Consider the following 26,673-nt stretch of genomic DNA (forward strand, 5'->3'; position numbering starts at 1 on the left):
GGTGTGGCGGTCGCCGGCTACCAGGTCATGCCCGTCGTGCTCGGTCCGCTCTGGAACCGGATCTGCACCTGCTGGCCGGGCGCGCCGTAGTAGCACTGCAGGCGGACGCTGTTGCTGCCGGTCAGGGTGGCCGACCACCAGGTGGTGCCCTGGCCCACCCAGTACGAGGAAGGCGAGAACATGTGCCACCCGCCGTCGGACGCCCAGCACTGGTACTTCACCGTGCCGGAGTAGCCGTTCGCGTGCAGGCCCAGCCAGCGGCACGAGCTGTGGCCGCAGCCGGACTCTCCGACGGCGTTCGAGTGCTTGTACACGGTCGGCTGCGGGGGCGGCGGCTCGTCCTCCGTCGTCCCGCTGTCGCTGGTCCAGCCCGAGCACCCGGCGTCGTTGCACGCACGGGCGCGCAGCGTGTACGTCTTCGAGTACCCGCCACCGACGTCGACCCGGCCCGTGCCCTTCCCGCTGCCCGACTGCCCGCGCGTGAACTCCCACTCGACGGTGGCCTTGTTCCCGCCGTCGGACCCGGGCGCGGACACCTGGAAGTACCCGTCGGTCGCGGACGTCTTGTTCCACTTCACGCCCGGCGACCCGGGGGTCGTGTACGGCGTCACGGAGCCGGACCGCGTGGTCCAGCCCGAGCACCCGGCGGCGTTGCACGCGCGCACGTCGAACGTGTAGGCGCTGCCGTTGCTCAGCCCCGTGAACGTGTACGACGTCGCGGTCGTGGACTTCGTGGAGCCGCCCGAGCCGTTCGCCCGGACGTCGTAGGTGACGGCGTTGCCGTTCGCGTCGGCAGCGCCGAACGTCACGCGGGCCTTGCCGCTCGTGTCGCCGTTGATGAGCGACGCCGAGGGCTTGCCCGGCTCGCCCGGCTTGCCGTACGGGACGACCTTGTTCGACGCCGCGCTCGCCGCGCCCTTGCCCGCCTTGTTCTCGGCGACGACCGTGAAGTGGTAGCTGGCCTCGTTGTCGAGACCCGTCGCCGAGTACGACGTCTTGCCCTTCACCGTCACCGGGGCGCCGTCGGCCGCGCCGTTCTTGTAGCGCTGGAGGTGGTACGTCGAGACCGCGTCGCCGTTCTCGAACGGCACGCTCCACGTGACGCCGATGACGCCGCCGTTGACGGCGCTCTCGGTGCGCGCCGCCGTCGGCGCGGCCGGCGCGTCCGGCACGCCCGCGGGGATCTCCGCCGCGGACAGCTCGCCCCACTCCGACGGGTCCGGCGCGTCGTTCACCGCCTGGACCTGGACCTGGTACGACGTGCCGTTCTTCAGCCCGGTCCACTCGTAGGTGGTCCCCTCGACGCACGTCTTGTCCGTGCCGCCGCCCGCGGTGATGCGCAGGTTCACGCAGCGGATCGCGGAGCGGTCGGTGTAGGTCGCGTTGGTCCAGGTGACGGTGAGGGACTCGTCGCCGAACTCGAGGGTGGGTGCGGCGGGCGGGTCGGGCTTCTCGTCGGGTCGTGCGATCTCCGACGGCGGGGAGGCGGGGCCGTCGCCGACGTCGTTGGTCGCGAACACGGTGAAGGTGTACTCGACGTCGTTGGTCAGTCCGTCGAGGGTGCAGGTGGTGGTGCCGCAGGCCTTCTCGTAGCCGTTCTGGGAGCGCACGGTGTAGCCGGTGATCTCGGCGCCGTTGTTGTTCGGCGGGTCCCAGGTGAGCACGACGGTCTCGGAGCGGACCTCGACGACCTGCGGGGTGGTGGGTGCCTCGGGCTTGCCGAGCACGGTGAGGTGGACGCGTCCCTCGACCTCGCGGTCGGGGTCCTTCGTCGCGTCCTGGATGCGGTAGCGCACCACCATGACACCGACGAAGTCGTCGGCGGGGGTGACCTCGACCGTCCCGCCGCGCACGACGGGCGGCGCGCCGCGCCCCGTCTCGATGAGAGCGTCGAGGACGGTCAGCTCACCCTCGGGGAACGGGTTGGAGTCGTTCGCGAGCACGTCCACCGACTCCGCGCGGCCCTGGTGGGCGTCCTCCACGCTGTCGTCGACGGCGCGCGCGAGCGGCCGGGTCGAGGCGACGACGGTGAGCGTCGCGGCCCCGTCGACGGGCGGGTGCTCGCCGTCCGTGACCGTGAGAGGCACCTCGACCACCGTGCCCTTGGGGGTGTCGGGGGTCGCCTGGGCGTGCAGCGTGCTGCCCTCGAGGGAGAGCGTGATGCCCTCGGGGCTCCCGCCCACCGAGAACGTGAGGGGGTCCTCGTCGGGGTCGGTCGCGAAGCGCGCGAGGTCGACCGACGCCTCCTCGCCCGCCGCCACGTCGAGCGTCGGGGTGCCCACGAGCTCCGGCGGCAGGTTCTCCGGCGGGAGCACGGTGATGGGGACCGTGAGGAGTGCCGTGCTGCCGTCCGGGTCGTCCGGGCCGGAGCCGTCGGTCACCTCGAACGTCACCGACGCGGGCCCCACGTACCCCGCGTCCGACGTGTACGTGATCTCCGTCGCCGACGTGACCTCGCGGGCCCCCTCCAGCGCCGTGACCTTGTCCTCGGACGTCAGGCGCGGGGTGCGTCCCTCGACGACGAGCACGTGGTCCGTGATGTCGATGTCGAGCGGCTCCCCGCTGTGCACCTCGAGCGGCGTGATGCCCGGGCGCAGCGTCGGGGCCTGGTCGGTGAGACCGGGGACCTTGACGAACGCCTTCGCCGTGAGGCCGTCCGGGTCGGTGACCGTGTAGGTGACGACCTGGCGCCGCTCGGTGAGCGTGACGACGAGGTCGCCGTCGTCGTCGACCGTCGCGGTCTGCGACTCCACGCCGACCTCGAGCTCGCTCGCGGCGCCGTCGGGGTCGTCGTCGTTGTCGAGCACCGGGACGGTGACCTCGGTCGTACCGAGGATGTCCTCGACCTGGACCGCGTCGTCACGCGCGACCGGCGGCAGCAGCGGGGCGTCGGCCGCGACCTGCACCGTGATCGCGCCCGTCGCCCGCGCACCGTAGGTGTCCTGGATGCCGTAGTAGAACGTGTACGACCCGTCGTCCGGCGGCGAGGTGATCACGACCCGGTCCCCCACGACCTGCGGGTCCATGCCCTGGCTCTCCTCGACCGCGGACGGCACGAGCGCGATCTGGTCCCCGTCCGGGTCGGTATCGTTGACCAGCGCCGCGACCGCGACCGTGCGACCCCCGCGCACCGTGACCTCGTCGTCGACCGCGACCGGCGCCTGGTTCGTCTCACCCGGACGCGAGATCCCCACCCGCACCGTGCCCGTCGCGGTCTCCCCGCGCGCGTCGAGCACCGCGTAGGTGAACGTGTCCAGACCGACCGAGTTCTTCGACGCCGTGTACTCCAGGAACCCGTCGACCACCTGCGCCGTGCCCTTCGAGGCCGGGGACGCGACGCCCGTGAGCTGGACGGAGTCGCCGTCGGGGTCGATGCCGTCCAGCGGCACGTCCACCCGCACGCTGCCCCCGGACAGCACCCGGGCCTCCACGTCGCGCGGCACCGGCGGGGCGTTGTCCTGCCCGTCCCGGATCCGGATCGTGACCTGGGCCGAGTCCTCCTGCCCGTTGGTGTCCCGCACCCGGTAGATCGCGTACGCCGTGCCCGCCTGCGACCCGGCCCTGAACCGCACCGTGTCCTCGGACACGAACGCCTCACCCAGCTCGCCGTCCACACCCTGCTCCAGCTCGGGCTGCACGAACAGCTCCAACCCGTCCGGGTGCGTGTCGTTCCTCAGCACCGGGACCGTCACCACGTCCCCCGCGTGCACCGTCACCTCGTCCGGCGCCGCGTTCGGCGGCCGCAGCTCCGACGGTGCGGGCACCGGCACGACACGGACCTGACCCACCGAGGTCGCCGTCCCGTTCGACACCGTGTACTCGACCGTCACCGGACCGTCCAGCGCACGCAGCTCGGTGATCCGCAGCATCTGGTGCGCCAGCACCGCCACCGACACCCCCGCGTCGTCCGGCACGCTCACCGACTGCACCACGAGCACCCCGCCCGCCGGGTCCGTGTCGTTCGCCAGCACGTCCACGAGCGTCTTGCCGCCGGTGGGCAGCATCGCCGTGTCGGTGACGACGACGGGCGCGCCGCCGTGCTCGGGCGGCATCACGACGTCGACGCGCACGAGGCCACGGGCGAGGTGCGGCCCGTCGGTCACCTCGTACACGAGGTCGTAGGAGCGGGGCTCGTTCGACAGGAACTGGAACGTGCCCGCGTCGTAGTTCGCCGTGATCTCGGCGGGCGCCGACTCCGAGACGGAGGCCAGGCGCAGGTCGTCGCCGTCCGGGTCGGAGTCGTTGCGCAGCGGCTCCACGGTCACCGGCTGGCCGGCCAGCACCACGACGTGGTCGCTCACCGGGACGGGCGGCTGGTCCGACGCGACGACGTCCACGAGGAGCTTGCCCTCGGCGAGACCGCCCTGACCGTCCGCGACCGCCAGCGTCACGATCTTGCGGCCCGTCGACCCGCCCGCGTCGCGGAACTCGACCGTCCCGTCGGGACGCGAGCGCACGTCGTCGCCCGCGGACGTCGCCGTCGCGGCGGCGAGGTAGAGGTCGTCGCCGTCGGGGTCCTTGAAGAACGGCAGCACCTTGATCGAGGCGGTGCCGCCCTGCGCGACCCTGAGCACCGGGTCGCCCGTCTGCTCGGGGACCTCGTTCTCGCCCCACGGCGAGACGTTCAGCGACACCGACGCCTCGGCCACGCCGCCGCGCCCGTCGGACACCGCGTAGCGGAAGCCCACCGTGCCCTCGGCGTCCTGCGGGACCACCGCCTGCAGCGCGGCGCCGCCGAGCACCTCCTGCACCTCGACCTCGTCCGGGCCCTCGCCCAGCACCGTCGCCGTCATGACGTCGCCGTCCGGGTCGACGTCGTTCGCGAGCACCGGCAGGATCGTCGACCGCCCGGGCCGCACGCCGAGCACGTCGTCCTTCGGCTGCGGGGGCTTGTTCGGCTGCGACCGGTCCGCGATGAACTGGTCCACCTGCTCGGGGTTCGTCAGCTCGGCGTCCGACTCCTCGCCCTCCGCCTCCTCCGGGAGCTGCACGTCCCAGTCGTCGACCTTCTGGTACTCGTCCGCGGCCATCCACACCGTGCCGGCCGCGAGGTCGTTGAGGACGACCACGTGCCGGTTCACCCGGTACTCCAGCCGCGCCTGCGGGTCCAGCCCCTCCAGCGTCCTGTCGACGTCGCGGTCCGTGCCCGCGCAGTCGCGGATGACCTGGCCGGTGGACGACCACGCCCCGTAGGTGCAGTCGTCGAGCTGCACGGGCGGGTTGGCGGTGCCCTGAGCGCTGCGCGTCGTGGCGTCGCCGCCGCCGAGCGGCTGGGAGACGAGGCCCGACCCCGTCGCGAGGACGACGACGTCGGAGGACGCCGACGGCTGCTGGAGCCGCGCGCCCTCCGCCCCGTCGAGGACCACGGACTCGCCGCCGGGCAGCACGAGGCGCCCGCCGGACCGGTCGAGCACCACGGGCTCGTCCCCGACCGCCGTCACCTCGAGGTCCGCACTGGGCTCGACCGTGAGAGCGTCGCGCGACGCGTCGCCCTCGGGGACGCCCGCGTCCGTGCGCACGGTGACCAGCTCGCCCGCCGTGGGCGACGCGACGAAGACCGTGCCGTCATGGGCGACGGCGAGCGCGCCACCGCCGTCGATCTCGGCGACCGGCTCCGTCTCCTCCGCGTCGAACGCGGTCGCGCCGTCGAACGGGAGCACCCACAGCAGGCCCTCCTCGGCGTCGAGGATCGCCGTCGTGCCGCCGCCCGAGCGCACGTCCGCGCCCGCGGGAAGCCGGACCTGGCCGTCGAGGGTGAGGTGGGCGACGTCGATCGGCGACGCGGCGGAGGAGCCGTCGTCGTCGAGCAGCACCTGCCCGGCGTCCTGCTGGACGTCGAACGACGCGGAGCCCGCGAGGAGCGACCCGTCGAGCGCCTGCGACTCGGAGTTGAAGCGCCCGACCAGGCCGGCGGACGTCTTCGTCACCCAGACGCCGGAGTCGTTGAGCTCCACGTCCGCCGTGGCCTCGCCCTGGTAGAAGAGCGCGAGGCCGGCGACCGCGGTGGAGAACACCGACACGGTGCTCACCGACGCGACGGTGCGGCGGTTGTCGTTGAGGCGCGACAAGAAGCCCACAGGTCCTCCGAGTTGCCGGGTCAGGTGGCGACCGGCCGTGCCCCCGCCCCCGCCGATCACCGTTCTCGCCGGGCCCCGCACCGATCGCGCACACGAGGATAACCGCCGATCGGCCGGTTCCGTCCCCCCGTCCCATGGGGAGAACTGCCCCGGACGTCCGCAGGGTCTCGGTCTCGGTCCGGGCAGCAGGACGGACCACCCCCGTCGGGACGGGTCGGCGACGCACGTCTGCCCTGGTCATCGATGCCCGGGGCCACCATCGCGGAGGCGAGGCGTGTGGCCTCGGGGAACGCCCGCGGGGGTCGCGCAGGATTCACCCGCAGGCCGGGGTGCCCGACGGCGCCCGGCCGGCCCGGGACCTCAGGCGGCGCGGTCTGCCAGGGCCTGCGCGAACGACCGCAGCGCCGCCGTCACCGGACCGTCCGGGAGCGAGTCGAGCTCGCCCGCCGCGTCCCGGGCCCACCGCACGGCCAGCGCGCGCGTCTCGGCGAGCACGTCGTGCCGGCGCAGCGCCGCGACGGCGTCCGCGAGCGCGGCGTCGTCCGAGAGGTCCGAGTCGAGGAGGCGGACCAGCTCGACGTCCGCCGCCGTCGCGCTGCCGTCCACGACGCGCGCCCGCAGGAGCAGCACGGGCATCGTGGGGACGCGCTCACGCAGATCCGTGCCCGGCGTCTTGCCCGACTCGTCGCCCGACGACGCGAGGTCGAGCACGTCGTCGGCGAGCTGGAAGGCCACGCCGAGCTTCTCGCCGTACGCGGCGACCGTGTCGACGACCCCGCGGTCGCAGCCCGCGAACATCGACCCCAGGCGCGCGGACGTGGACAGCAGCGACGCGGTCTTGTCCGCGAGGACCTGGAGGTAGTGCGCGACGGGGTCCTCGCCCTCCCCCGGGCCCGTGGTCTCGTGGAGCTGCCCCAGGCACAGACGCTCGAACGTGCCGGCCTGGATGAGGACGGCCTCCGGCCCGAGCGCCGCGACGGTCGACGCCGCCCGCGCGAACAGCAGGTCGCCGACCATGATCGCCACAGAGTTGCCGAACACGGAGTGCGCCGAGGGAGCGCCGCGCCGCACGGGCGCGGAGTCCATGACGTCGTCGTGGTAGAGCGACGCGAGGTGCGTGAGCTCGACGACCACGGCCGCCTCCTCGACCTCCGGGCGCCCGCCGTCCCCGAGCTCCGCGGCGAGCAGCGTGAGCAGCGGACGCAGCCGCTTGCCGCCCGCGTTGACCAGGTGGCGCGAGGCCGTGTCGGCGAGAGGGTCCGCGTGCGCGACGGCGTCCCGCAGGCGGGTCTCGACGCTCGCGAGACGCTGCGTGAGCAGCGCGGCGAGCTCCGGGTCGGAGATCGGGATGGCGGTCGTCGTCACGGGGGCCGACCGCGCCGGAGGCCCAGCAGGAACGGAGGTCACGGGACGAACTTAACCGCCTGGGCCGCCAGATCGAGAACCGGAGAGGGGAACACGCCCAGGACGAGCACCCCGAGCGCGCAGACGGCGATCGCCACGGTGGTCGGCCCGGTGGACCGGACGACCGTCACCGCGGGCCCGTCCTGCGGGTCAGCGGACGGGGTGAAGAACATCAGCACGATGATGCGGACGTAGAAGAACACCGCCACGGCGGACGCCAGGACACCGACCACGGCGAGGACCCACGTCGAGCCGCCGCCCTGCACGTCCGGTCCGGCGATCGCGGCCCCGAAGGCGCTGAACTTCGCGATGAAACCCGCCGTGAGGGGGATCCCGGCCATGGACAGCAGGAACAGGGCGAACGTCCCCGCGAGCCACGGGCTGCGCCGCCCGAGGCCCGCCCACTGCGCGAGGTGCGTGGCCTCGCCGAGCACGGCGCCGTCGTCGGGCCCCGCGTCCGACGGGTTGTCGGGGGTCTGCGCGTCGGTGGTGGTGGAGGCCGCCGCCCCGACGAGGGCCGGGACCCGCGCCGGCGCCTTCTCCCGCACGAGCGTGACGACGGCGAACGCCCCCACCGTCGCGAGGCCGTACACGAGGAGGTAGAACACGGTGGCGCGCAGCGCGAGCTGGTTGAAGCCGACGACGCCCACGAGGATGAAGCCGGCGTGCGCGATCGACGAGTACGCGAGGAGGCGCTTGACGTCGGTCTGCACGGCGCCGACGGCGGTCCCGACGACCATCGTCAGCAGCGCCACGACCCACAGCGCGACGAACAGGTGCTCGCGCACGTCCGGCGCCCCGTACACGAGGCCGATCGACACGGAGTACAGCACCCGCAGGAGCGCGCCGAACGCCGCGGCCTTGGTGCACGCGGCCATGAAGCCCGTGACCGGCGTCGGGGCGCCCTGGTAGACGTCGGGCGTCCACGCGTGGAACGGCGCCGCACCCACCTTGAAGAGCAGGCCCGCGAGCACCAGCAGGAGACCGACGAGGACGAGCCCGGTCATGTCGGCGACCGGCGTCTCGCCCGTCGCGATCACCTGCTGGATGCGCGCGAGGTCGACGGAGCCCGCGTAGCCGTAGATCAGGGCGACGCCGAAGATCAGCAGGGCGGACGCGAAGGCACCGAGCAGGAAGTACTTGAACGACGCCTCCTGCGAGAGCAGGCGCCGTCGCCGCGCCATCGCCGAGAGCACGTACAACGGCAGGGACAGCACCTCGAGCGCGACGAACAGGACGAGCAGGTTCCCGGTGGACGGGAAGATCATCATGCCGCCCACGGCGAACAGCACGAGCGGGTAGACCTCGGTCTGCTCGAGGCCCTTGCGCCGCGCGAGGTCCTCGTACGGCGAGCCGGGCACGGCCGCGGCCGTCGGCGCGAACGCGTCCTGGCCGGTCGAGGTGCGGTCCGCGATGACGAGCAGCGCGAGGAACGCGAGGACGGCCACCGTCCCCTGGACCGCGAGGCCGAAGTGGTCGACGACGAGCGACCCGCCGAGGACCCGGACCCCGGCAGCCCCGCCGCCGTCCCCCGCGAGGGCGGGGTCGCCCCAGAGCCACACGACCGCCGCGCACGACGCCGCGGTGGCACCCAGCGCGAGCACGACCTGCGTGGTGCGCCGCGCCCGTGCCGGCACGAACGCCTCGACGAGCACGCCGACGACGCCCGCGCCGAGCACGACGAGGATCGGGACCAGGTAGACCCAGTCGACCGTGGGGGCCACGAAGGAGCCGTTCACGACTCGCTCCCTTCTCCGGTGGTGCGCGTGCGGAACGGGTCGTCGCTCGGCGGGTCCTCGACGCCCGCGGGCGCGAGGTCGGACAGCGTGACCTGCGCGGGCTCGCGCACGAGGTCGAGCGCGGGGGCTGGGTAGAACCCGAGGACCAGCAGGAGGGCGAGCAGCGGCGCCGCGACCCACTTCTCGCGGCCGGTCAGGTCGGGGAGCTCGTCGAGGCCCTCGTGCGTCCGCCCGGTGAAGACCTTCTGGTACGTGAGCAGCACGTAGAGCGCGGCGAGGACGACGCCGAGCACGGCGACGAGCGCGGCCCAGGGGCTGCGCGCGAACGTGCCGAGCAGGACCATGATCTCGCTGACGAACGTCGACAGGCCGGGCAGGGACAGCGCGGACAGGCCCGCCACGAGGAACGTCCCCGCGAGGACCGGGACCACCTTCTGCAGCCCGCCGTAGTCCGTGAGGCGTTGCGAGCGCTCCGGGTGGCGCGCCACGAGGAAGCCCGCGAGGAGGAACAGCGCCCCCGTCGAGATGCCGTGGTTGACCATGTACAGCGACGACCCGGCGACGCTCAGCGACGTGAACGCGAAGATGCCGAGCACGATGAACCCGAAGTGCGACACCGAGGTGTACGCGATCAGCCGCATGAGGTCGGTCTGCCCGATCGCCATGAGCGCCCCGTAGAGGATCGACACGACCGCGAGGACGACGACGACCGGTGCGGCCCATGCGCTCGCGCTCGGGAAGAGCGGGAGGCACAGCGTGAGCATCCCGAACGTGCCGACCTTGTCCAGCACGCCCACGAGCAGGGTGGACGTGCCCGCGGGGGCGTGCTGGGCGGCGTCGGGAAGCCACGTGTGCACGGGGAAGAGCGGCGCCTTGATGGCGAAGGCGAGGAAGAACCCGAGGAACAGCAGGCGCTCCGTCGTGACGGGCATCGGGTTCGCGGCGAACGTCTCCACGAGGTTCGCCGTGAGGAACGCGTCGTCCGGGCGCGCGCCCGTCAGCGGGTCCACGGGGACCTGGACGTAGAGGGCGATGACGGCGGCGAGCATGACCAGACCGCCGGCGAGCGAGAACAGCAGGAACTTCACCGCCGCGTACCGGCGCCGCGTCCCGACGCCGAACCCGCCGATCATGAAGTAGACCGGGATGAGCATGGCCTCGAAGAGGACGTAGAAGAGGAACACGTCGCGCGCGACGAACACGGCGACCATGAACGCCTCGAGGAGCAGCACGAGGGCCAGGTAGTGGCGCAGGCGGCGCACGTCGCCGTCCTGCTCCTTCCACGCCGCGCCCACGACGAGCGGGACGAGCACCACGGCGAGCGCGACGAGCGCGAGCGCCACGCCGTCCGCACCGACCGCGTAGCTCGCGCCGATCTGCGGGATCCACGCATACGTCTCGGTGAGCTGGTGGGCGCCGGCCGCCGACGTGTCGAACGCCGCGAACGCGCACACGAGGAGGACCACCTCGACGAGGGCGGCGGTGAGCGCGAGACCGCGCACGGCGTTCAGCGCGCCGGAGCCGACGCCGCGCGTGCGGGCCGCGGCCGTGAGCCACACCGCGGCGGCACCGACGACGGGCCACGCGACGAGGAGGGTGAGCCAGGGAACGCTGTTCATCAGGGTCTCTCCTCAGCTCGCGGTGCCGGTGGTCAGGGCGAGGACGACGGCGGCGATCACGACGAGGCCGCCGAGCATGGTCGCGCCGTAGGAGCGCACGTAGCCGTTCTGCCAGCCGCGCAACCACTCGCCCGCCCGGCCGACGAGCCCGGCGAGGCCGAGCCACCCGCCGTCGACCATCTCCTTGTCGGCGTAGACGAGGGAGCGCGTGAGGTACTGGCCGGGCCGCATGAAGACGGTCTCGTTGACGTCGTCCTGGTAGAGGTCGCGGCGCGCCGCCCGGGTGAGCGCGGTGCCGCGCGGGGCGCGGACCGGCACGGAGGACATCGCGTACTGCCGCCACGCGAGCGCGACGCCCACGGCGACGAGCAGGAGCGTGAGCGTGACGAGCGACCACACCGGCAGGACCGGTTCGTGGTGCTCCGCGTGCCCGGTCACCGGTTCGAGCCACGTGACGAACCGCGAGCCCGCGGCGAGGAGGCCGCCGAGCGCGACGGAGCCGACGGCGAGGACGATCATCGGCCACGTCATGAGCCCCGGGGACTCGTGCGGGTGGCGCACGGGACCGTCCTGGGACCCGATGCCGTCGACCGACCCGCGCCCGTCGTTCCAGCGGCGGCGACCCGCGAACGTCATGAAGAACAGGCGCGACATGTAGAACGCGGTGATGCCCGCGCCGACCAGGGCCGCGCCGCCGAACACCCAGGCGCGCCACGGCTCGCCGTCCACGGGCACGAACGCGGCCTCGATGATCTTGTCCTTGCTCCAGAAGCCCGAGAACGGCGGGATCCCGAGGATCGCCAGCCAGCCGAGCCCGAACGTCACGAACGTGACCTTCATGTACCGCGACAGCCCGCCGAAGCGCCGCATGTCGACCTGGTCGTCCATGCCGTGCATGACCGACCCGGCGCCGAGGAACATGCCCGCCTTGAAGAAGCCGTGCGTGACGAGGTGGAAGATCGCGAACGCGTACCCGACCGGGCCGAGGCCCGCGGCGAGGATCATGTACCCGATCTGCGACATGGTCGAGGCGGCGAGCGCCTTCTTGATGTCGTCCTTTGCGCAGCCGACGACCGCCCCGAAGATCAGGGTCACCGCGCCGACGATCACCACGACGAGCTGCGCGGTCGGCGCGCCCTCGAAGACCGGCGCCGACCGGACGACGAGGTAGACGCCCGCCGTGACCATCGTCGCCGCGTGGATGAGGGCCGAGACCGGCGTCGGGCCGGCCATGGCGTCCCCGAGCCACGCCTGCAGGGGGAACTGCGCGGACTTGCCGCACGCCGCGAGCAGGAGCGCGAGACCGGTCGCGGTGAGCAGCGCCGTCGACGCCTCGGGCGCCTGCGCGAACACCGTCGTGAAGTCGACCGCGCCGAACGTCGCGAACATGAGCATGAGCGCGACGATCAGCCCGAGGTCGCCCACCCGGTTCATGACGAACGCCTTCTTCGCCGCGACCGCGTAGTCGCGGCGGTGGTTCCAGAACCCGATGAGCAGGTACGACGCGAGGCCCACGCCCTCCCACCCGACGAACAGCAGCAGGTAGGAGTCCGCGAGGACGAGCACGAGCATCGCCGCGACGAACAGGTTGAGGTAGGCGAAGAACCGGCGCCGGTCGGTGTCGTGCGCCATGTACGCGACCGCGTACACGTGGATGAGCGTCCCGACGAACGTCACGAGCAGCACGAACGTCATCGACAGCGGGTCGATGCGCAGCCCGACGGCCAGGTCGAGGCCGCCCGCCGCGATCCAGTCGAAGAGGCGGTGGTCGACGACGCGCTCGTCGACGGGCAGCGCCAGCATCGACAGGAACACCCACGCGCCGACGAGGAAGGCGGCGCCCGACATCGCCACGCCGAACCACGCGCCCCAGCGGTCGCTGCGGCGACCCGCGAGCAGGAGGACCGCCGCGCCGAGCAGCGGGAGCACGACCAGCAGCGGCGCGGCGAGGAACGGCCCGGGCACGGTCGTGCTCGCGGGCACGACCGTCGTCTCGAGCGGAAGGAGCATCGTCATCGGTGCCGGCCTCTCAGCTCTTCAGCAGGTTGACGTCGTCGACCGAGGCGGACCGACGCGTGCGGAAGATGGACACGATGATCGCGAGCCCCACGACCACCTCGGCCGCCGCGACCACCATGACGAAGAACGCGAGCACCTGGCCCGTGACGTCGCCGTGGATGCGCGCGAACGTCACGAGCGCGAGGTTCGTGGCGTTGAGCATGAGCTCCACGCCCATGAACACGATGATCGCGTTGCGGCGCAGCAGGACCGTCGCGGCACCGATCGAGAACAGGATCGTCGCGAGGACGAGGTAGTTCGTGATCTCCATCAGTCCTCCCCTCCCGGGACGCGCGCCCTGCCCGGGTCGTCCGGCCCGCCGACCTCGCCCGCGGGCGGCGCGTCCGCCGGCTCCGCCTGCACCACGCGCTCGTTGGCGTCGTCCGCCCGCAGGGCGGGCAGCGGGCGCGTCGGCTCGTGCTCGGTGAGCACCTCCCGCTCGGCCGCGAGGATCGTCGTCGCCGAGCGCTCCTGACCGCGGATGCGCAGGATGCGCGACACCGACTCCTCGATGGGCCTGCCCTGCGGGTCGAGCGCCGGGGTGTCCATCGCGTTGTTCTGCGCGTACACGCCCGGCGCCGCGAGCGGGGTCAGCCGTCCGCCGGACGGCAGCGCCGCGACCTTCGCGTCGGCGTGCTCGCGCTGCCCCACCTTCGGCACGAGGCGGCGCCGGTGCGTGAGCACGAGCGCCGACACGGCCGCGGTGATGAGCAGGACGCCGACGACCTCCATCGCGAACACGTAGTCGGCGAACAGCACGCGCGCGAGCGCGACGGGGTTCGTCGCCTCGTTCGCCGCGGCGAGCCCGACGGCGGGAGGGAAGGTCGCCTGCGTGACGACACCGACGAGCACCGCGCCCAGGCCGAGGCCCAGCAGCACGCCGATCCACCGCTGGCCGCGGATCGTCTCGACGAGCGAGTCGGACGCGTCGACCCCGACGAGCATGAGCACGAAGAGGAACAGCATCATCACCGCGCCCGTGTACACGACGACCTGGACGACGCCGAGGAACGACGCCTCCTGCGCGATGTAGAGGATCGCGAGGTCGACCATGACGAACATGACGGCGATCGCCGCGTGCACCGCCTTGCGCGCGAACAGCAGCGACAGGGCGGCGAGGACCATGAGGGGGGCGAGGACCCAGAACAGGACCGCCTCACCCGTGCTCGCGGTCACCGGGCACCCTTCCGTCCGCGCGGGGCGTGCTCGACGCGGCGCACCTCGGGCGGCGGGCCCTCGGGCTCGGGCGGCAGCGTCGGGTCGTCCGGGCGGTGCTCGCGCACCCAGTCCACCTGCTCGGCCACCGGGCCGCTCACCTCCCCGCGGTAGTACTCCGTGTCCGTCGTGCCGGGCACCATCGGGTGCGGGCCGGCGAGCATGCTCTCGTGCAGAGGGGCGAGCAGGTCCTGCTTCTCCCAGATCATCCCGGCGCGCGTCGGCCCCGCGAGCTCGTACTCGTTCGTCATCGTCAGCGCGCGCGTCGGGCACGCCTCGATGCACAGCCCGCAGAAGATGCAGCGCAGGTAGTTGATCTGGTAGACGCGGCCGTACCGCTCGCCGGGCGACATGTGACCCCCGTCGGGCAGGTCCGCGTTGTCCGCGCCCTCGACGTAGATCGCGTCCGCGGGGCACGCCCACGCGCACAGCTCGCACCCGATGCACTTCTCCAGCCCGTCGGCGTACCGGTTGAGCTGGTGGCGACCGTGGTAGCGCGGCTTCGGCGCGTGCTTGCGGCGCGGGTACTGCTCGGTGACCGTCGGGCGGAACATCGACGAGAACGTCACGCCGAACCCCGCGACGGGCGCGATCGCCTCGCGCAGTCCCTTCGCCTGCGGGCGCAGCGGGCGGTACTCCCCCGCCCCTGCGGCCTGCTGCTGGTCGTCAGCCACGGTCGACCTCCTCGTCGTGGGGCGTGCGGGGACCGGCCGCGCCGGACCCCCCGGGCGGGCGGGCGTCGTCGGGCACCAGGGCACGACGGCGCGGGGACGGCGGCAGCGACTGGCCGGGCAGCGGCGGGACGGGGAACCCGCCCGCGAACGCGTCGAACGGCTCGCCGGCCGCGCCGGTGCCCGACGCCGCGCCGCGCCCCGACGGGCCCCGGTCGCCCGGGGCGGCCCTGCGGTCGGGCCAGAACCACGTCGCGGCCACGACGAGGAGCGCGAGCCCGATCCCCACGCCGAGGACGACGCGCGTGTCGACCTCCGCGAACTGGCGCACGCCCTGCACGACCGACAGGAGCACCACCCAGGCGAGGGCGAACGGGATGAGCCGCTTCCAGCCGAAGAGCATGAACTGGTCGTAGCGCATCCGCAGGAGCGTGCCGCGCACCCACACGAACACGAACATGAAGGCCCACATCTTCACGAGGAACCAGAGGATCGGCCACCAGCCCTCGTTGAACATGCCGTCGTTGATCGCCGACAGCGGCCACGGCGCGCGCCACCCGCCGAAGAACAGGGTCGTCGCGATCGCGGAGACGTTGAGCATGTTGATGTACTCCGCGAGGAAGAACCACGCGAACTTCATCGACGAGTACTCGGTCATGTACCCGGACACGAGCTCGCCCTCCGCCTCCGGGAGGTCGAACGGGAGGCGGTTCGTCTCCCCGATCATCGAGATGACGTAGATCACGAACGCGGGAAGCAGCGGCAGGAACCACCACAACGGCGTCTGCGAGTCGACGATCTGCGACGTCGACATCGACCCCGCCATGATGAAGACCGACACGAGCGACAGGCCCATCGCGAGCTCGTAGCTGATGACCTGCGCCGTCGAGCGGACCGAGCCGAGCAGCGGGTACGTCGAGCCCGACGACCAGCCGCCGAGCACGATCCCGTACACGCCGAGCGCCGCGCACGCGAGGATGTACAGCACCGCGACGGGGAAGTCGGTGAGCTGCGCCGGCGTCACGTAGTCCGTGAACGGGATCCGCACCTCCGGCCCGAACGGGATCACCGCGAACACCAGCAGCGAGCAGAACACCGAGATCATCGGCGCGAGCAGGTAGACGAACTTGTCCGCCGCCTTGACGGTGACGTCCTCCTTGAGCAGCAGCTTCATCGCGTCCGCGAGCGACTGCAGCAGACCGAACGGGCCGTGCCAGTTCGGCCCCGGGCGCACCTGCATGCGCGCCACGACCTTGCGCTCGAACCAGATCGCGAGCAGCACGCTCGTGAGCAGGAACACGATGATGAGGACCGCCTTGACGAGGTACGTCCAGCCGTTGTCCTGCGAGAAGTCCGCCGCGATCCCGGGCACCCCCGGCGTCTCGGCCGCCACCCGGCCCGCCGCGAGCTGCGTGACGAGGCTCATGCGCCCTCCCCTCCGTCGGTCCGTGCGGTCCCCTCCGCGGCCGCCCCCGCGACCTGCGGCTGCGGCACGTCGGCCGCGGCGAGCGTCACCACGTCACCCGGCGACGCGCCGAGCGTCGCGTGCACCTGCGAGCCCGCCGAGCGCAGCGGCAGCCACACCACGTGGTCCACCATGTCCGTGACCACCACGGGGAGCGTGATCGCGCCCCGGTCCGTGCCGACCCGCACGAGCTCGCCGTCGAACACGTCGACCGCGGCCGCCGTCGCCGCCGACATCCGCGCCACCGGGCGCTTCGCCGTGCCCGCGAGGTACCGCTCGCCGTCCTGCCCGCGACCGTCGTCCAGGAGCAGCCGCCAGGCCGCCAGCACCGCCGTCCCCGGCTCGACCTCGGGCGGCTCCGCCGCCGCCACCTGCGGCGCGGGGACCCGTGCCCCCGCCCACGGCCCCAGCCGGCCGAGCTCCGCGTGCACCGCGTCCACGCTCGGCAGGCCCAGGGTCGCGCCCGCGGCGTCCGCGAGCGCGTCGAGCACCCGGTGGTCCGGCATCGCCGTCGACACCAGCGCCGCCGGGAACGGCCGCAACCGCCCCTCCCAGCTCCAGAACGAGCCCGGCCGCTCGACCGGCGGCGCGACCGGCAGCACCACGTCGGCCAGCTCCGTCACCGCCGAACGCCGCACCTCCAGGCTCACCACGACCCCCGCGGCCGCGAGCGCCCGGCGCGCGTGCGCCGGGTCCGGCAGGTCGTCGAGCTCCAGCCCGCCGACGAGCACGCCCGCGAGCTGACCCACCGACAGGGCGTCGAGCATGTCCGAGACGTCGCGCCCCGGGGCGTCGGGCAGGTCCGCCGCGTCCACGCCCCAGGCCGCCGCGACGTCGGCACGCGCCGCCGCGTCCCCGACCGGGCGACCGCCCGGCAGGAGGTTCGGCAGGGTGCCCACCTCGACCCCGCCGCGCTCGCCCGCGCGCCGCGGCACCCATGCCAGGCGCGCGCCCGTCGCCGCCACCGTGCGCAGCACCGCGGCGTACCCGCCGGGCGTCCCGGCCAGGCGCTCGCCCACGAGGACCACCGCCCCGGGCTCGCGCAGCGCGTCCGACGCCGCCGCGAGCGCGTCGTCCGCGGCCGACGCCTCGTCCAGCGTGCGGACCTGGTCACCGCCCGCGATCCCGTCGAGCCACTCCGCCTCCGTGCCCGGCGCGGCCGGGAGCAGCGTGCCCTCCATGCGCTGCAGACCGCGCGACGCGAACGGCGCGAGCGAGAACACCCGCACCCCGTGCCGCAGCGCGCCCTTGCGCAGCCGCAGGAACGTCACCCCCGCCTCCTCCTCGGCCTCCAGGCCGACGAGCAGCACCGCCGGAGCCTTCTCCAGCTCCGCGAACGTCACACCGATCCCGTGGCCCGCGACGGCGTGCGCCAGGAAGTCGGCCTCCTCCGCGCCGTGCACCCGCGCACGGTGGTCCACGTCGTTCGTGCGCAGCAGCACCCGCGCGAGCTTCGCGTACGCGTACGCGTCCTCGACCGTGAGCCGCCCGCCCGGGAGCACCCCGACGCCGCCCGCGTCCCGCGCCCGCACCAGCGCCTGCGCCGCCACCTCCAGGGCCTCCGCCCACGACGCCGGGCGCAGCTCGCCGCGCGACACCGAGCCGTCGGGCGCCACCTCGCGGTCGCGCACCAGCGGGTGCGTCAACCGGTCCGGCGCCGACTGCCACGTGAACGCGAACCGGTCCTTGTCGGTGATCCACTCCTCGTTGACCACCGGGTCCTCGCCCGCGAGCCGGCGCAGCACCACACCACGCCGGTGGTCCACCCGGATCGCGCTCCCGCACGCGTCGTGCTCCGCGACCGACGGCGTCGACACCAGGTCGAACGGCCGCGACCGGAACCGGTACGCCGACCCCGTGAGCGCCCCCACCGGGCAGATCTGCACCGTGTTCCCCGAGAAGTACGACGCGAACGGCAGCCCCGCCTCGTCCTCCAGCGCCAGCCCCACCGGCCGGTCGCCCGGCTCGCCGCCCCCCGGAGGGGCGAAGTCCAGCACCGTCTCGTCGAACCGCCCGATCTGCTGCGCCGCACCCCGCTTCTGCAGGTCGATGAACACGTCCCCCGCGATCTCCTTCGAGAACCGGGTGCAGCGCTGGCACAGGATGCACCGCTCCCGGTCCAGCAGGATCGCCGTCGACACCGCGATCGGCTTCGGGAACGTGCGCTTGACGTCCACGAAACGGCTCGTCGCCCGCCCGTTGCTCATCGCCTGGTTCTGCAACGGGCACTCACCGCCCTTGTCGCACACCGGGCAGTCCAACGGGTGGTTGATGAGCAGCAGCTCCATGATCCCGTGCTGCGCCTTGTCCGCCACCGCGCTCGTGCGCTGGGTCCGCACGACCATGCCGGGCGTCGCCTCCAGCGTGCACGACGCCTGCGGCTTCGGCATCGGGCGCAGGTTGCCCTCACGGTCCGGCGTCGACACCTCCACCAGGCACTGGCGGCACGCACCCGCCGGGGCGAGCAGCGGGTGGTCGCAGAACCGCGGGATCTGGATGCCCACCTGCTCGGCGGCCCGGATGACCAGCGTGCCCTTCGGCACCGCCATCTCGATGTCGTCGAGGGTGAACGTCACCTGGTCGTCGGACGGCGTCGTCGTCATCGGTGCACTCCTGCCGTGAGGGCGCGGGCCCGCGGGGCGTGGTCGAACAACGCCGACGCGGACGGGTCGAACGGGCACCCGTGGCCCGTCACGTGCGCCTCGTACTCGTCACGGAACAGCTCGATGCTGCTCGTCACCGGCGACGTCGCGCCGTCGCCCAGCGCGCAGAACGCCCGGCCGAGGATGTTGTCGCACGTGTCCAGCAGCAGGTCCAGGTCACCGTGCGTGCCCTCGCCCGCCTCCAGGCGCCCCAGCACCTGCTTCATCCAGAACGTCCCCTCGCGGCACGGCGTGCACTTGCCGCACGACTCGTGCGCGTAGAAGTCCGTCCAGCGGCTCACCGCCCGCACCACGCACGTGGTGTCGTCGAAGATCTGCAGCGCACGCGTCCCCAGCATCGACCCCGCCGCCGCCACCGACTCGTAGTCCAGCGGCGTGTCCAGGTGCGCGTCGGTGAACAGCGGAGTCGACGACCCGCCCGGCGTCCAGAACTTCAACGCCCTCCCGCCGCGCATCCCGCCCGCCATGTCCAGCAGCTCGCGCAACGTCGTGCCCAGCGGAGCCTCGTACTGCCCCCGCCGCGTCACGTGCCCCGACAGCGAGAACAGCCCGAACCCCGCCGAGCGCTCCGTCCCCATCGACGCGAACCAGTCCGCCCCGCGCTCCACGATCGACGGGACGCTCGCGATCGACTCCACGTTGTTCACCACCGTCGGCCGCGCGTACAGGCCCGCCACCGCCGGGAACGGCGGCTTGAGCCGCGGCTGCCCGCGCAACCCCTCCAACGAGTCCAGCAGCGCCGTCTCCTCGCCGCAGATGTACGCCCCCGCACCCGCGTGCACCGTCACGTCCAGGTCGAAGCCCGACCCCAGCACGTCCTTGCCGAGGAAGCCCGCCTCGTACGCCTCCTCCACCGCCCGCAGCAGACGCCGGTACACGTGCAGCACCTCGCCGCGCACGTAGATGAACGCGTGGTCGCAGCCGATCGCGTACGACGTGATCGCCACGCCCTCCACCAGCGCCTGCGGGCTCGCCATCATCAACGGGATGTCCTTGCACGTCCCCGGCTCCGACTCGTCCGCGTTGACGACCAGATACCGCGGACCGCCGTCCGGCGCGGGCAGGAAGCCCCACTTCATCCCCGTCGGGAACCCCGCGCCGCCACGGCCGCGCAGGCCCGACGCCTTCACCGCCTCCACGATCGCCGCCGGCTCCTGCGCCAGCGCCGCCCGCAGCCCCGCGTACCCGCCCCGGTCAACGTACGACGCCAGCGTCCACGACCGCTCCGCGTCCCACGTGTCCGACAGGACCGGGGTCAGCGGGTCGGGCCGCACCGTCGTGCCCTGCTCGCTCATGCGTCCTCCTCCGTGCCCGACGCCGGACGCTCGTCCGGGCTCGACGCGTCACCCTCGCGCTCCGGCGTCCCGGGCTTGCCGCCCGGAGCCGTGTCCTCCGGGGTGACCGGCTCACGCTCGGCGCTCGACTGCTTCTCGCCGGGCTCCGGCGTGACACCGCCGGCTTCCGGCTCGCCCGCGTCACCACCGGCGCGGGAGGCGGCCTCCCCCGCCTCCGCGGCCGTCTCACCGTCCGGCGCGGGCGAGCTCTGGTCCGGCGAGGGAGAGCGCTGGTCGGGCGAGGGAGAACCCTGGTCGGTCGCGGGGGCGGTCCAGCCGCGCTCGCGGGCGAGGCGCAGGCCCACGAGGGTGGGGTCGCCCGCGCCGACGCCCTCGTCGGCGCGGCCGTCGGAGAAGCCGGCGAGGACGCGGCTCATCTGCTTGAAGCTGCACACGCTCGCGGCGCCACGCGTCGGGGCGACCGGCTCGCCGGTGCGCAGGCGGTCCACGACGTCCGTCGCGGACTGCGGGGTCTGGTTGTCGAAGAACTCCCAGTTGACCATCATCACGGGCGCGTAGTCGCACGCGGCGTTGCACTCGACGCGTTCGAGGGTGATCGCGCCGTCGTCCGTCGTCTCGTCGTGCCCGACGCCGAGGTGCTCGGACAGCTCGTCGAAGATCGCGTCGCCGCCCATGATCGCGCACAGCGTGTTCGTGCAGACGCCGACGGTGTACGTGCCGTTGGGGTGGCGCTTGTACTGGGTGTAGAAGGTCGCGACGGCCGAGACCTCCGCGGCGGTGAGGTCGAGCTGCTCCGCGCAGAACAGGATCCCGTCGCGCGACACGTACCCGTCCTCGGACTGCACGAGGTGCAGCATCGGCAGGAGGGCCGAGCGCGGCTGCGGGTAGCGGGAGACGATCTGCGCGGCGTCGGCCGCGAGACGGGCGTGCGTCTCGGCGTCGTACCCGGGGCGCGTGCGCACGCCCCCGGACGAGCCGTTCGTGGTGCCTGCGTCGGTCGTCATCGGTCCACCCCTCCCAGCACCGGGTCCAGGGAGGCGACGGCGACGACGACGTCGGCGACCTGGCCGCCCTCGCACATCGCGGCCACGGCCTGGAGGTTGTTGAACGACGGGTCGCGGAAGTGCGCCCGGTAGGGGCGCGTGCCGCCGTCGGACACCAGGTGCACGCCGAGCTCGCCGCGCGGGTGCTCCACGGTCTGCCATGCCTGCCCGACGGGGACCCGGAAGCCCTCCGTGACCAGCTTGAAGTGGTGGATCAGGGCCTCCATGGAGGTGCCCATGATCTCCTTGATGTGCTCCAGCGAGTTGCCCTGCCCGTCGGAGCCGATCGCGAGCTGCGCGGGCCACGCGATCTTGCGGTCCCCCACCATGACGGGCTGCCCGGCGGTCGCCTCGAGCCGTTCGAGGCACTGCTCGACGATGCGCAACGACTGGTAGCACTCCTCGAGCCGCAGCACGACGCGGTCGTAGCAGTCCGCGCCGCTCGACGTCGGCACGTCGAAGTCGTACGTCTCGTAGCCGCAGTACGGGGCCGCCTTGCGCACGTCGTACGGGTGCCCGGTCGAGCGGAGCACCGGACCGGTGACGCCGAGGGCCATGCACCCGGCGAGGTTGAGGTGCCCGACGCCGACGAGGCGCCCCTTGAAGATCGGGTTCGCGAGCATGAGGTCGCCGAGCTGGCCGAGGTAGCGCCGGATGAGCGGCTCGGACTCGCGCACCTGCGCCACGAGGTCCGGCGGCACGTCCTGCGCGACGCCGCCGGGCCGCACGAACGCGTGGTTCATGCGCAGGCCCGTGATCGCCTCGAAGATCTTGAGGATCTCCTCGCGTGCGGTGAAGCCGATCGTCATGACCGTCGTCGCGCCCATCTCGTTGCCGCCCGTGCCGAGGCACACGAGGTGCGACGCGATGCGGTTGAGCTCCATGAGCAGCACCCGGATCACGCTCGCGCGCTCCGGCACGTCGTCGGTGATGCCGAGGAGCTTCTCCGCGGCCAGGCAGTACGCCGTCTCCTGGAAGAACGGCGCGAGGTAGTCCATGCGGGTGCAGAACGTGACGCCCTGCGTCCACGTCCGGAACTCCATGTTCTTCTCGATGCCGGTGTGCAGGTAGCCGATGCCGCACCGCGCCTCGGTGACCGTCTCGCCGTCGATCTCCAGCATGAGCCGGAGCACGCCGTGCGTGGACGGGTGCTGCGGGCCCATGTTGACGACGATGCGCTCCTCACCGAGCGCCGCGGCCGCGACGGCGCTCTCCGCGATCTCCGCCCAGTCGCCGCCGGACGCCTCGAAGCTCGGGACGCCGGGATCGAAGTCGCCGACCGGGGGGCGGGTGGCGTGCGGGGTGTACGTGCTCACGAGTACGACCTCCTCGTGTCCGGCGGGGGCACGGTGGCGCCCTTGTACTCGACGGGGATCCCGCCCAGCGGGTAGTCCTTGCGCTGCGGGTGGCCCGGCCAGTCGTCGGGCATCTCGATGCGGGCCAGCGCCGGGTGTCCGTCGAAGACGATCCCGAAGAAGTCCCACGTCTCGCGCTCGTGCCAGTCGTTCGTCGGGTAGACCGACGTGGTCGACGGGACGTGCGGGTCGGCGTCGGGCACCGCGACCTCCAGGCGCAGCCGGCGCCCGTGCGTGACCGACGTCAGGTGGTAGACGGCGTGCAGCTCGCGGCCCACGTCGTGCGGGTAGTGCACGCCGCTCACGCCGAGGCTCAGCTCGAAGCGCAGGTCCTGGTCGTCGCGCAGCGCCCGGCACACCGCGACGAGGTGGTCGCGGTGCACGTGCAGGGTGAGCTCGGCGTGCGGGCCCGGCGGGTCGACGCTCACGTACTCGATCGCGTCCGCGACGGCGGTGCCGGACTCCGCGAGCACGGCCGCGAGGTCGTCCACCACGTCGTCGAACCACCCGCCGTAGGGACGGCTCGCCGCACCGGGCATCGCGACGGGCTGCACCAGCCCGCCGAAGCCCGACGTGTCACCCGAGCCGTGCGCACCGAACATGCCCGTGCGGACCTCGACGACCTCGAGGGTGTGCGGGGCGTGCGCGCCGGAGACGAGGCCGGCGGACCGGGGACCCGGCACCTCCTCGGGCTGCGGCACCGGCGTGCCCGCGCCCGGACCCGCGCTCACCGGAGCAGACCCTTCATCTGGAACGTGGGCGTCGCCTCGAGCGCCGCGGCCTCGGCGGCACGCGCCGCCTCCTTGCGGTTCGCGCCGAGCGGCTCGTCGCCGATCTGCTCGTGCAGCGCGAGGATCGCGTTGATGAGCATCTCGGGCCGCGGCGGGCAGCCGGGCAGGTAGATGTCGACGGGCACGATGTGGTCGACGCCCTGCACGATCGCGTAGTTGTTGAACATGCCGCCGCTGGACGCGCACACGCCCATCGACAGGACCCACTTGGGCTCGCTCATCTGGTCGTACACCTGCCGCACGACGGGCGCCATCTTCTGGCTGACGCGCCCGGCGACGATCATGAGGTCCGCCTGGCGCGGCGACGCGCGGAACACCTCCATGCCGAACCTCGACAGGTCGAAGCGCGACGCGCCCGCCGCCATCATCTCGATGGCGCAGCACGCCAGCCCGAACGTCACGGGCCACAGCGACGCCTTGCGGAAGTACCCCGCGAGGTCCTCGATGGTCGTGAGCAGAAAGCCCGAGGGAGCTTCCTCGATCCCCATGGTCGTCTCCTAGTCCCTCGTGCCGGTGCGCTGCGGACAGGTGGTGCGGTTCAGTCCCACTCGAGCCCTCCCCGGCGCCACTCGTAGACGAACGGGACGGTGATGAGCGCGAGGAACGCGAGCATCGCGACGAGCCCGAACGTGGCGAGCGTCGCGAAGTCGACGGCCCACGGATAGAGGAAGACCACCTCGATGTCGAACACGATGAACGTCATCGCGACGAGGTAGTACTTGATGGGGAAGCGCCCGCCGCCGACGGCGTGGGGCGTGGGTTCGATGCCGCACTCGTACGCGTCCAGCTTGGCGCGGTTGTAGCGCTTGGGGCCGATCACCGCGCTCGCGGCGACGCCGCCGAGGGCGAGCACGGCGGCCACACCCATGAGGACGAGAAGCGGGACGTACGGGTTGGTCATCGCGTACTCCTCGAGTGGGGGCTCGAAGTCCTCGGGCGGCGCCCGAGGGGTCGTTCCGGTGGTGCGAGTGCCGACGCCTTTGCCGGCCCACCAGGTGCGGTCATGACGATGGCACCACCCTCGTCAGCCCCGCGATGACGCGGTCGACCCAGTCGCCGCCGCGGGGCTCGTAGCAGTCGGACAGGAGCTTGAGGACGAACCGCATGACGACGGGCCGGGGCAGGCCGTACCGCGTGCAGATCCGCATGATCTCGGGGTGCTCGATGAGCTTCACAAAGTACCGGCCGAGCGTGTAGTAGCCGCCGAGCTCGCGGCGCATGACCCGCGGGTAGGTCTGCAGCGCCCGCTCGCGCGCGGCGTCGGTGCCGCGCGCGCGGGACTGCGCGACGACGTCCGCCGCGGTCCGCGCCGCCTGCATGGCGTAGGCGATGCCCTCGCCGTTGAACGGGCTGACCATGCCGCCCGAGTCGCCGACGAGGAGGACGCCCCGCGTGTACAGCGGCGCCCGGTTGAAGCCCATGGGCAGCGCCGCGCCGCGTACGGGGCCGAGCTGGTTCTCCTCGGTGAACTCCCACTCGGCGGGCGCGTTGCGCATCCACGTCGCGAAGAGGTCCTTGTAGTCGACGTTCGCCGCGGACTGCTTGGCGGGCGTCGAGCTCACGGAGCCGAGGCCGACGTTCGCGGTCCCGTCGCCGAGCGCGAAGATCCACCCGTAGCCCGGCAGCAGGGCGGAGCGGTTCGGCTCGCCCTCCCAGAGCTCGAGGTGGGACTCCATCCACGGGTCGTCGTGGCGCGGCGTCCGGAAGTAGGTGCGGACGGCCACGCCGATCGGGCGGTCCTCGCGGCGCTGGAGGCCGAGCGCGAGCGCGAAGCGTGACGACACGCCGTCGGCCGCGATGACGACGGGCGCGCGGTAGGTGACCTCGTCGCCCGCGCGGCGGCCCTTGTCGTCGACCGGGCGGGCGGTGACGCCGACGACGCGGCCGGTGCGCTCGTCGAGCACGGGGCCGGTGACGGCGGTGCGCTCCAGCAGCTTGGCGCCCGTGCGCTGCGCGTGCTCGGCGAGCGTGCGGTCGAACGAGTGGCGGGCGCGCGCCATGCCGTAGCTCGGGTACGACGCGAGGTCGGGCCAGGCGAGCTCCCACGAGCGGCCGGTCGCGACGACACGCAGGCCCTCGTTGCGGATCCAGCCGTCCTCGGCGCGCGTCGGGACGCCCATGCGCACGAGCTCGGCCACGGCACGCGGGGTGAGCCCGTCGCCGCAGATCTTGTCCCGGGGGAACGCCGACTTCTCCAGGAGCAGGACGTTGAGCCCGGCCGCGGCGCAGTAGTGGGCGGCGGTCGACCCCGCGGGCCCCGCGCCCACGACGATGACGTCGGCGTCGTCACGCCCTGCGCCCACGTCCCCACCTCGCCGTCGTCGGTCCAGCTCGTCCCTGTCGGCCCACCGTCGCCCTTCTCGGGGCACGGCGCACCCACTGCCCTTGTGAAGTCGGTCACAATGGACACGGTCACTCTAGTCACACGCGGTGCGCGATGTGTAGCAAGGTGTGCCTTTCTTGGCACATCCGTGACCTTGGTCCCACGATGAGCGCGTGACCCCACCCGCACCGCAGGTCCTCGCCGTCTCGGCGGGCGCAGAGCACACCTTCAGCAAGACGGTCGTCGACCGGGTCGAGGTCGTCGCGGGCCTCGGCGTCGCCGGCGACGCCCACGCGGGCGTCACCGTCCAGCACCGCAGCCGCGTCCGCGCCGACCCCACGCAGCCCAACCTCCGCCAGGTGCACCTCATCCACGCAGAGCTGTTCGACGAGCTCGCCGCCTCAGGGCACGCCGTGGCTCCCGGCGACCTCGGCGAGAACGTCACGACGCGCGGCATCGACCTCCTCGCCCTGCCGCGCGGCACGCGCCTCGCGATCGGCCCCGACGTCGTGCTCGAGGTCACCGGTCTGCGCAACCCGTGCCAGCAGATCAACGACTTCCGCCCCGGCCTGCTCAAGCAGCTCCTCGTGCCCGACGGCGCGGGCGGCGTCGTGCGCAAGGCCGGCGTCATGTCCGTGGTCGCCCGGGGCGGGACGGTACGGACCGGCGACCCGGTCGTCGTGACGCTCCCCGACGGGGAGCACGTGGCGCTCGAACCCGTCTGATCGGGCGGCGGAGAGAGGCTGACAGCGGGGGGTCGGTAGCATCGCGGGCGAGCCGGGCATCCCGTGGGTCTCGGGCAGGTCGCGTCCGTGGCGTGATCATCGTCAGGCGTGGAGGGGATCGTTCACCGGTATCGGACCGGGGTCGCGTGGCGTGATCTTCCCGAGCGGTTCGGCCCGTGGTGGACGGTGTGGAAGCGCCATGCGCGATTCTCGCGCGACCGGACGTGGGA

General features: G+C 73.0%; 18 protein-coding genes and 1 pseudogene. 2 read left to right on the forward strand and 17 right to left on the reverse strand.

The window, feature by feature from the left end; genetic code table 11:
* Positions 1–17: 17 nt before the first annotated feature.
* The 17 genes from LGQ04_RS17410 to LGQ04_RS09865 all read right to left on the reverse strand — a co-directional run bounded on the left by LGQ04_RS17410 (position 18) and on the right by LGQ04_RS09865 (position 25,698).
* Positions 18–6,029: an Ig-like domain-containing protein gene (locus LGQ04_RS17410; protein WP_308016385.1), complete on the reverse strand. Its 6,012-nt coding sequence runs from the start codon at positions 6,027–6,029 to the stop codon at positions 18–20.
* Positions 6,030–6,437: 408 nt separating this feature from the next.
* The gene (locus LGQ04_RS09790; protein WP_229243480.1) at positions 6,438–7,442 is read right to left on the reverse strand and encodes a polyprenyl synthetase family protein; all 1,005 of its coding nucleotides are present in this window, start codon (positions 7,440–7,442) and stop codon (positions 6,438–6,440) included.
* Between the two features lie 38 nt (positions 7,443–7,480).
* Entirely contained in the window at positions 7,481–9,220 is a 1,740-nt protein-coding gene (gene nuoN / locus LGQ04_RS09795) for an NADH-quinone oxidoreductase subunit NuoN (protein ID WP_229243481.1), read from the reverse strand.
* Positions 9,217–10,839: an NADH-quinone oxidoreductase subunit M gene (locus LGQ04_RS09800; protein ID WP_229243482.1), complete on the reverse strand. Its 1,623-nt coding sequence runs from the start codon at positions 10,837–10,839 to the stop codon at positions 9,217–9,219. Before LGQ04_RS09800 ends, nuoN begins: the two co-directional genes overlap by 4 nt.
* 12 nt (positions 10,840–10,851) lie before the next feature.
* Entirely contained in the window at positions 10,852–12,855 is a 2,004-nt protein-coding gene (nuoL, locus tag LGQ04_RS09805) for an NADH-quinone oxidoreductase subunit L (protein WP_229243483.1), read from the reverse strand.
* 13 nt (positions 12,856–12,868) lie between these two features.
* Complete coding sequence (gene nuoK / locus LGQ04_RS09810) at positions 12,869–13,168, reverse strand: NADH-quinone oxidoreductase subunit NuoK (protein ID WP_229243484.1); 300 nt, start codon at positions 13,166–13,168, stop codon at positions 12,869–12,871.
* Positions 13,168–14,073 (reverse strand): NADH-quinone oxidoreductase subunit J, encoded by a 906-nt coding sequence (locus tag LGQ04_RS09815; protein ID WP_372470033.1) that lies wholly within the window; start codon positions 14,071–14,073, stop codon positions 13,168–13,170. The genes nuoK and LGQ04_RS09815 overlap by 1 nt, the downstream gene beginning before the upstream one ends.
* Complete coding sequence (nuoI, locus tag LGQ04_RS09820; RefSeq protein ID WP_372470034.1) at positions 14,070–14,786, reverse strand: NADH-quinone oxidoreductase subunit NuoI; 717 nt, start codon at positions 14,784–14,786, stop codon at positions 14,070–14,072. The genes LGQ04_RS09815 and nuoI overlap by 4 nt, the downstream gene beginning before the upstream one ends.
* Positions 14,779–16,209 (reverse strand): NADH-quinone oxidoreductase subunit NuoH, encoded by a 1,431-nt coding sequence (gene nuoH / locus LGQ04_RS09825; protein ID WP_229243485.1) that lies wholly within the window; start codon positions 16,207–16,209, stop codon positions 14,779–14,781. Before nuoH ends, nuoI begins: the two co-directional genes overlap by 8 nt.
* Positions 16,206–18,851, reverse strand: coding sequence for an NADH-quinone oxidoreductase subunit G (locus LGQ04_RS09830; protein ID WP_229243486.1), 2,646 nt, complete (start codon positions 18,849–18,851; stop codon positions 16,206–16,208). Before LGQ04_RS09830 ends, nuoH begins: the two co-directional genes overlap by 4 nt.
* Positions 18,848–20,206: an NADH-quinone oxidoreductase subunit NuoF gene (gene nuoF / locus LGQ04_RS09835; RefSeq protein ID WP_229243487.1), complete on the reverse strand. Its 1,359-nt coding sequence runs from the start codon at positions 20,204–20,206 to the stop codon at positions 18,848–18,850. Before nuoF ends, LGQ04_RS09830 begins: the two co-directional genes overlap by 4 nt.
* Positions 20,203–21,210, reverse strand: coding sequence for an NADH-quinone oxidoreductase subunit NuoE (gene nuoE / locus LGQ04_RS09840; protein ID WP_229243488.1), 1,008 nt, complete (start codon positions 21,208–21,210; stop codon positions 20,203–20,205). Before nuoE ends, nuoF begins: the two co-directional genes overlap by 4 nt.
* Positions 21,207–22,565: an NADH-quinone oxidoreductase subunit D gene (locus tag LGQ04_RS09845; protein ID WP_229243489.1), complete on the reverse strand. Its 1,359-nt coding sequence runs from the start codon at positions 22,563–22,565 to the stop codon at positions 21,207–21,209. The genes nuoE and LGQ04_RS09845 overlap by 4 nt, the downstream gene beginning before the upstream one ends.
* Complete coding sequence (locus LGQ04_RS09850) at positions 22,562–23,335, reverse strand: NADH-quinone oxidoreductase subunit C (RefSeq protein ID WP_372470035.1); 774 nt, start codon at positions 23,333–23,335, stop codon at positions 22,562–22,564. Before LGQ04_RS09850 ends, LGQ04_RS09845 begins: the two co-directional genes overlap by 4 nt.
* The gene (locus LGQ04_RS09855; protein WP_229243490.1) at positions 23,332–23,883 is read right to left on the reverse strand and encodes a NuoB/complex I 20 kDa subunit family protein; all 552 of its coding nucleotides are present in this window, start codon (positions 23,881–23,883) and stop codon (positions 23,332–23,334) included. Before LGQ04_RS09855 ends, LGQ04_RS09850 begins: the two co-directional genes overlap by 4 nt.
* A gap of 50 nt (positions 23,884–23,933) precedes the next feature.
* Entirely contained in the window at positions 23,934–24,296 is a 363-nt protein-coding gene (locus LGQ04_RS09860; protein ID WP_021481795.1) for an NADH-quinone oxidoreductase subunit A, read from the reverse strand.
* A gap of 100 nt (positions 24,297–24,396) precedes the next feature.
* Positions 24,397–25,698, reverse strand: a complete 1,302-nt coding sequence (locus LGQ04_RS09865) for a geranylgeranyl reductase family protein (RefSeq protein ID WP_229243491.1) — start codon at positions 25,696–25,698, stop codon at positions 24,397–24,399.
* A gap of 193 nt (positions 25,699–25,891) precedes the next feature.
* Here LGQ04_RS09865 and LGQ04_RS09870 point away from each other — a divergent pair, with 193 nt between their 5' ends.
* On the forward strand, positions 25,892–26,443 hold the full coding sequence (locus LGQ04_RS09870) for an MOSC domain-containing protein (protein WP_229243492.1): 552 nt from the start codon (positions 25,892–25,894) through the stop codon (positions 26,441–26,443).
* 82 nt (positions 26,444–26,525) lie between these two features.
* Positions 26,526–26,673 (forward strand): annotated as a pseudogene (locus tag LGQ04_RS09875) (transposase); the annotation flags it as partial.

Origin of the sequence: Cellulosimicrobium marinum, from assembly GCF_020551945.1 — a bacterium.
In the GTDB taxonomy this organism is placed as follows: Bacteria; Actinomycetota; Actinomycetes; order Actinomycetales; family Cellulomonadaceae; genus Cellulosimicrobium; species Cellulosimicrobium marinum.

Coding starts and splice junctions, on each gene's coding strand:
- LGQ04_RS09800 (WP_229243482.1), bottom strand. CDS start 10,839: ATGAACAGCGTTCCCTGGCTCACCCTCCTCGTCGCGTGGCCCGTCGTC.
- nuoL (WP_229243483.1), bottom strand. CDS start 12,855: ATGACGATGCTCCTTCCGCTCGAGACGACGGTCGTGCCCGCGAGCACG.
- nuoK (WP_229243484.1), bottom strand. CDS start 13,168: ATGGAGATCACGAACTACCTCGTCCTCGCGACGATCCTGTTCTCGATC.
- nuoH (WP_229243485.1), bottom strand. CDS start 16,209: ATGAGCCTCGTCACGCAGCTCGCGGCGGGCCGGGTGGCGGCCGAGACG.
- LGQ04_RS09830 (WP_229243486.1), bottom strand. CDS start 18,851: ATGACGACGACGCCGTCCGACGACCAGGTGACGTTCACCCTCGACGAC.
- nuoF (WP_229243487.1), bottom strand. CDS start 20,206: ATGAGCGAGCAGGGCACGACGGTGCGGCCCGACCCGCTGACCCCGGTC.
- nuoE (WP_229243488.1), bottom strand. CDS start 21,210: ATGACGACCGACGCAGGCACCACGAACGGCTCGTCCGGGGGCGTGCGC.
- LGQ04_RS09855 (WP_229243490.1), bottom strand. CDS start 23,883: ATGGGGATCGAGGAAGCTCCCTCGGGCTTTCTGCTCACGACCATCGAG.
- LGQ04_RS09860 (WP_021481795.1), bottom strand. CDS start 24,296: ATGACCAACCCGTACGTCCCGCTTCTCGTCCTCATGGGTGTGGCCGCC.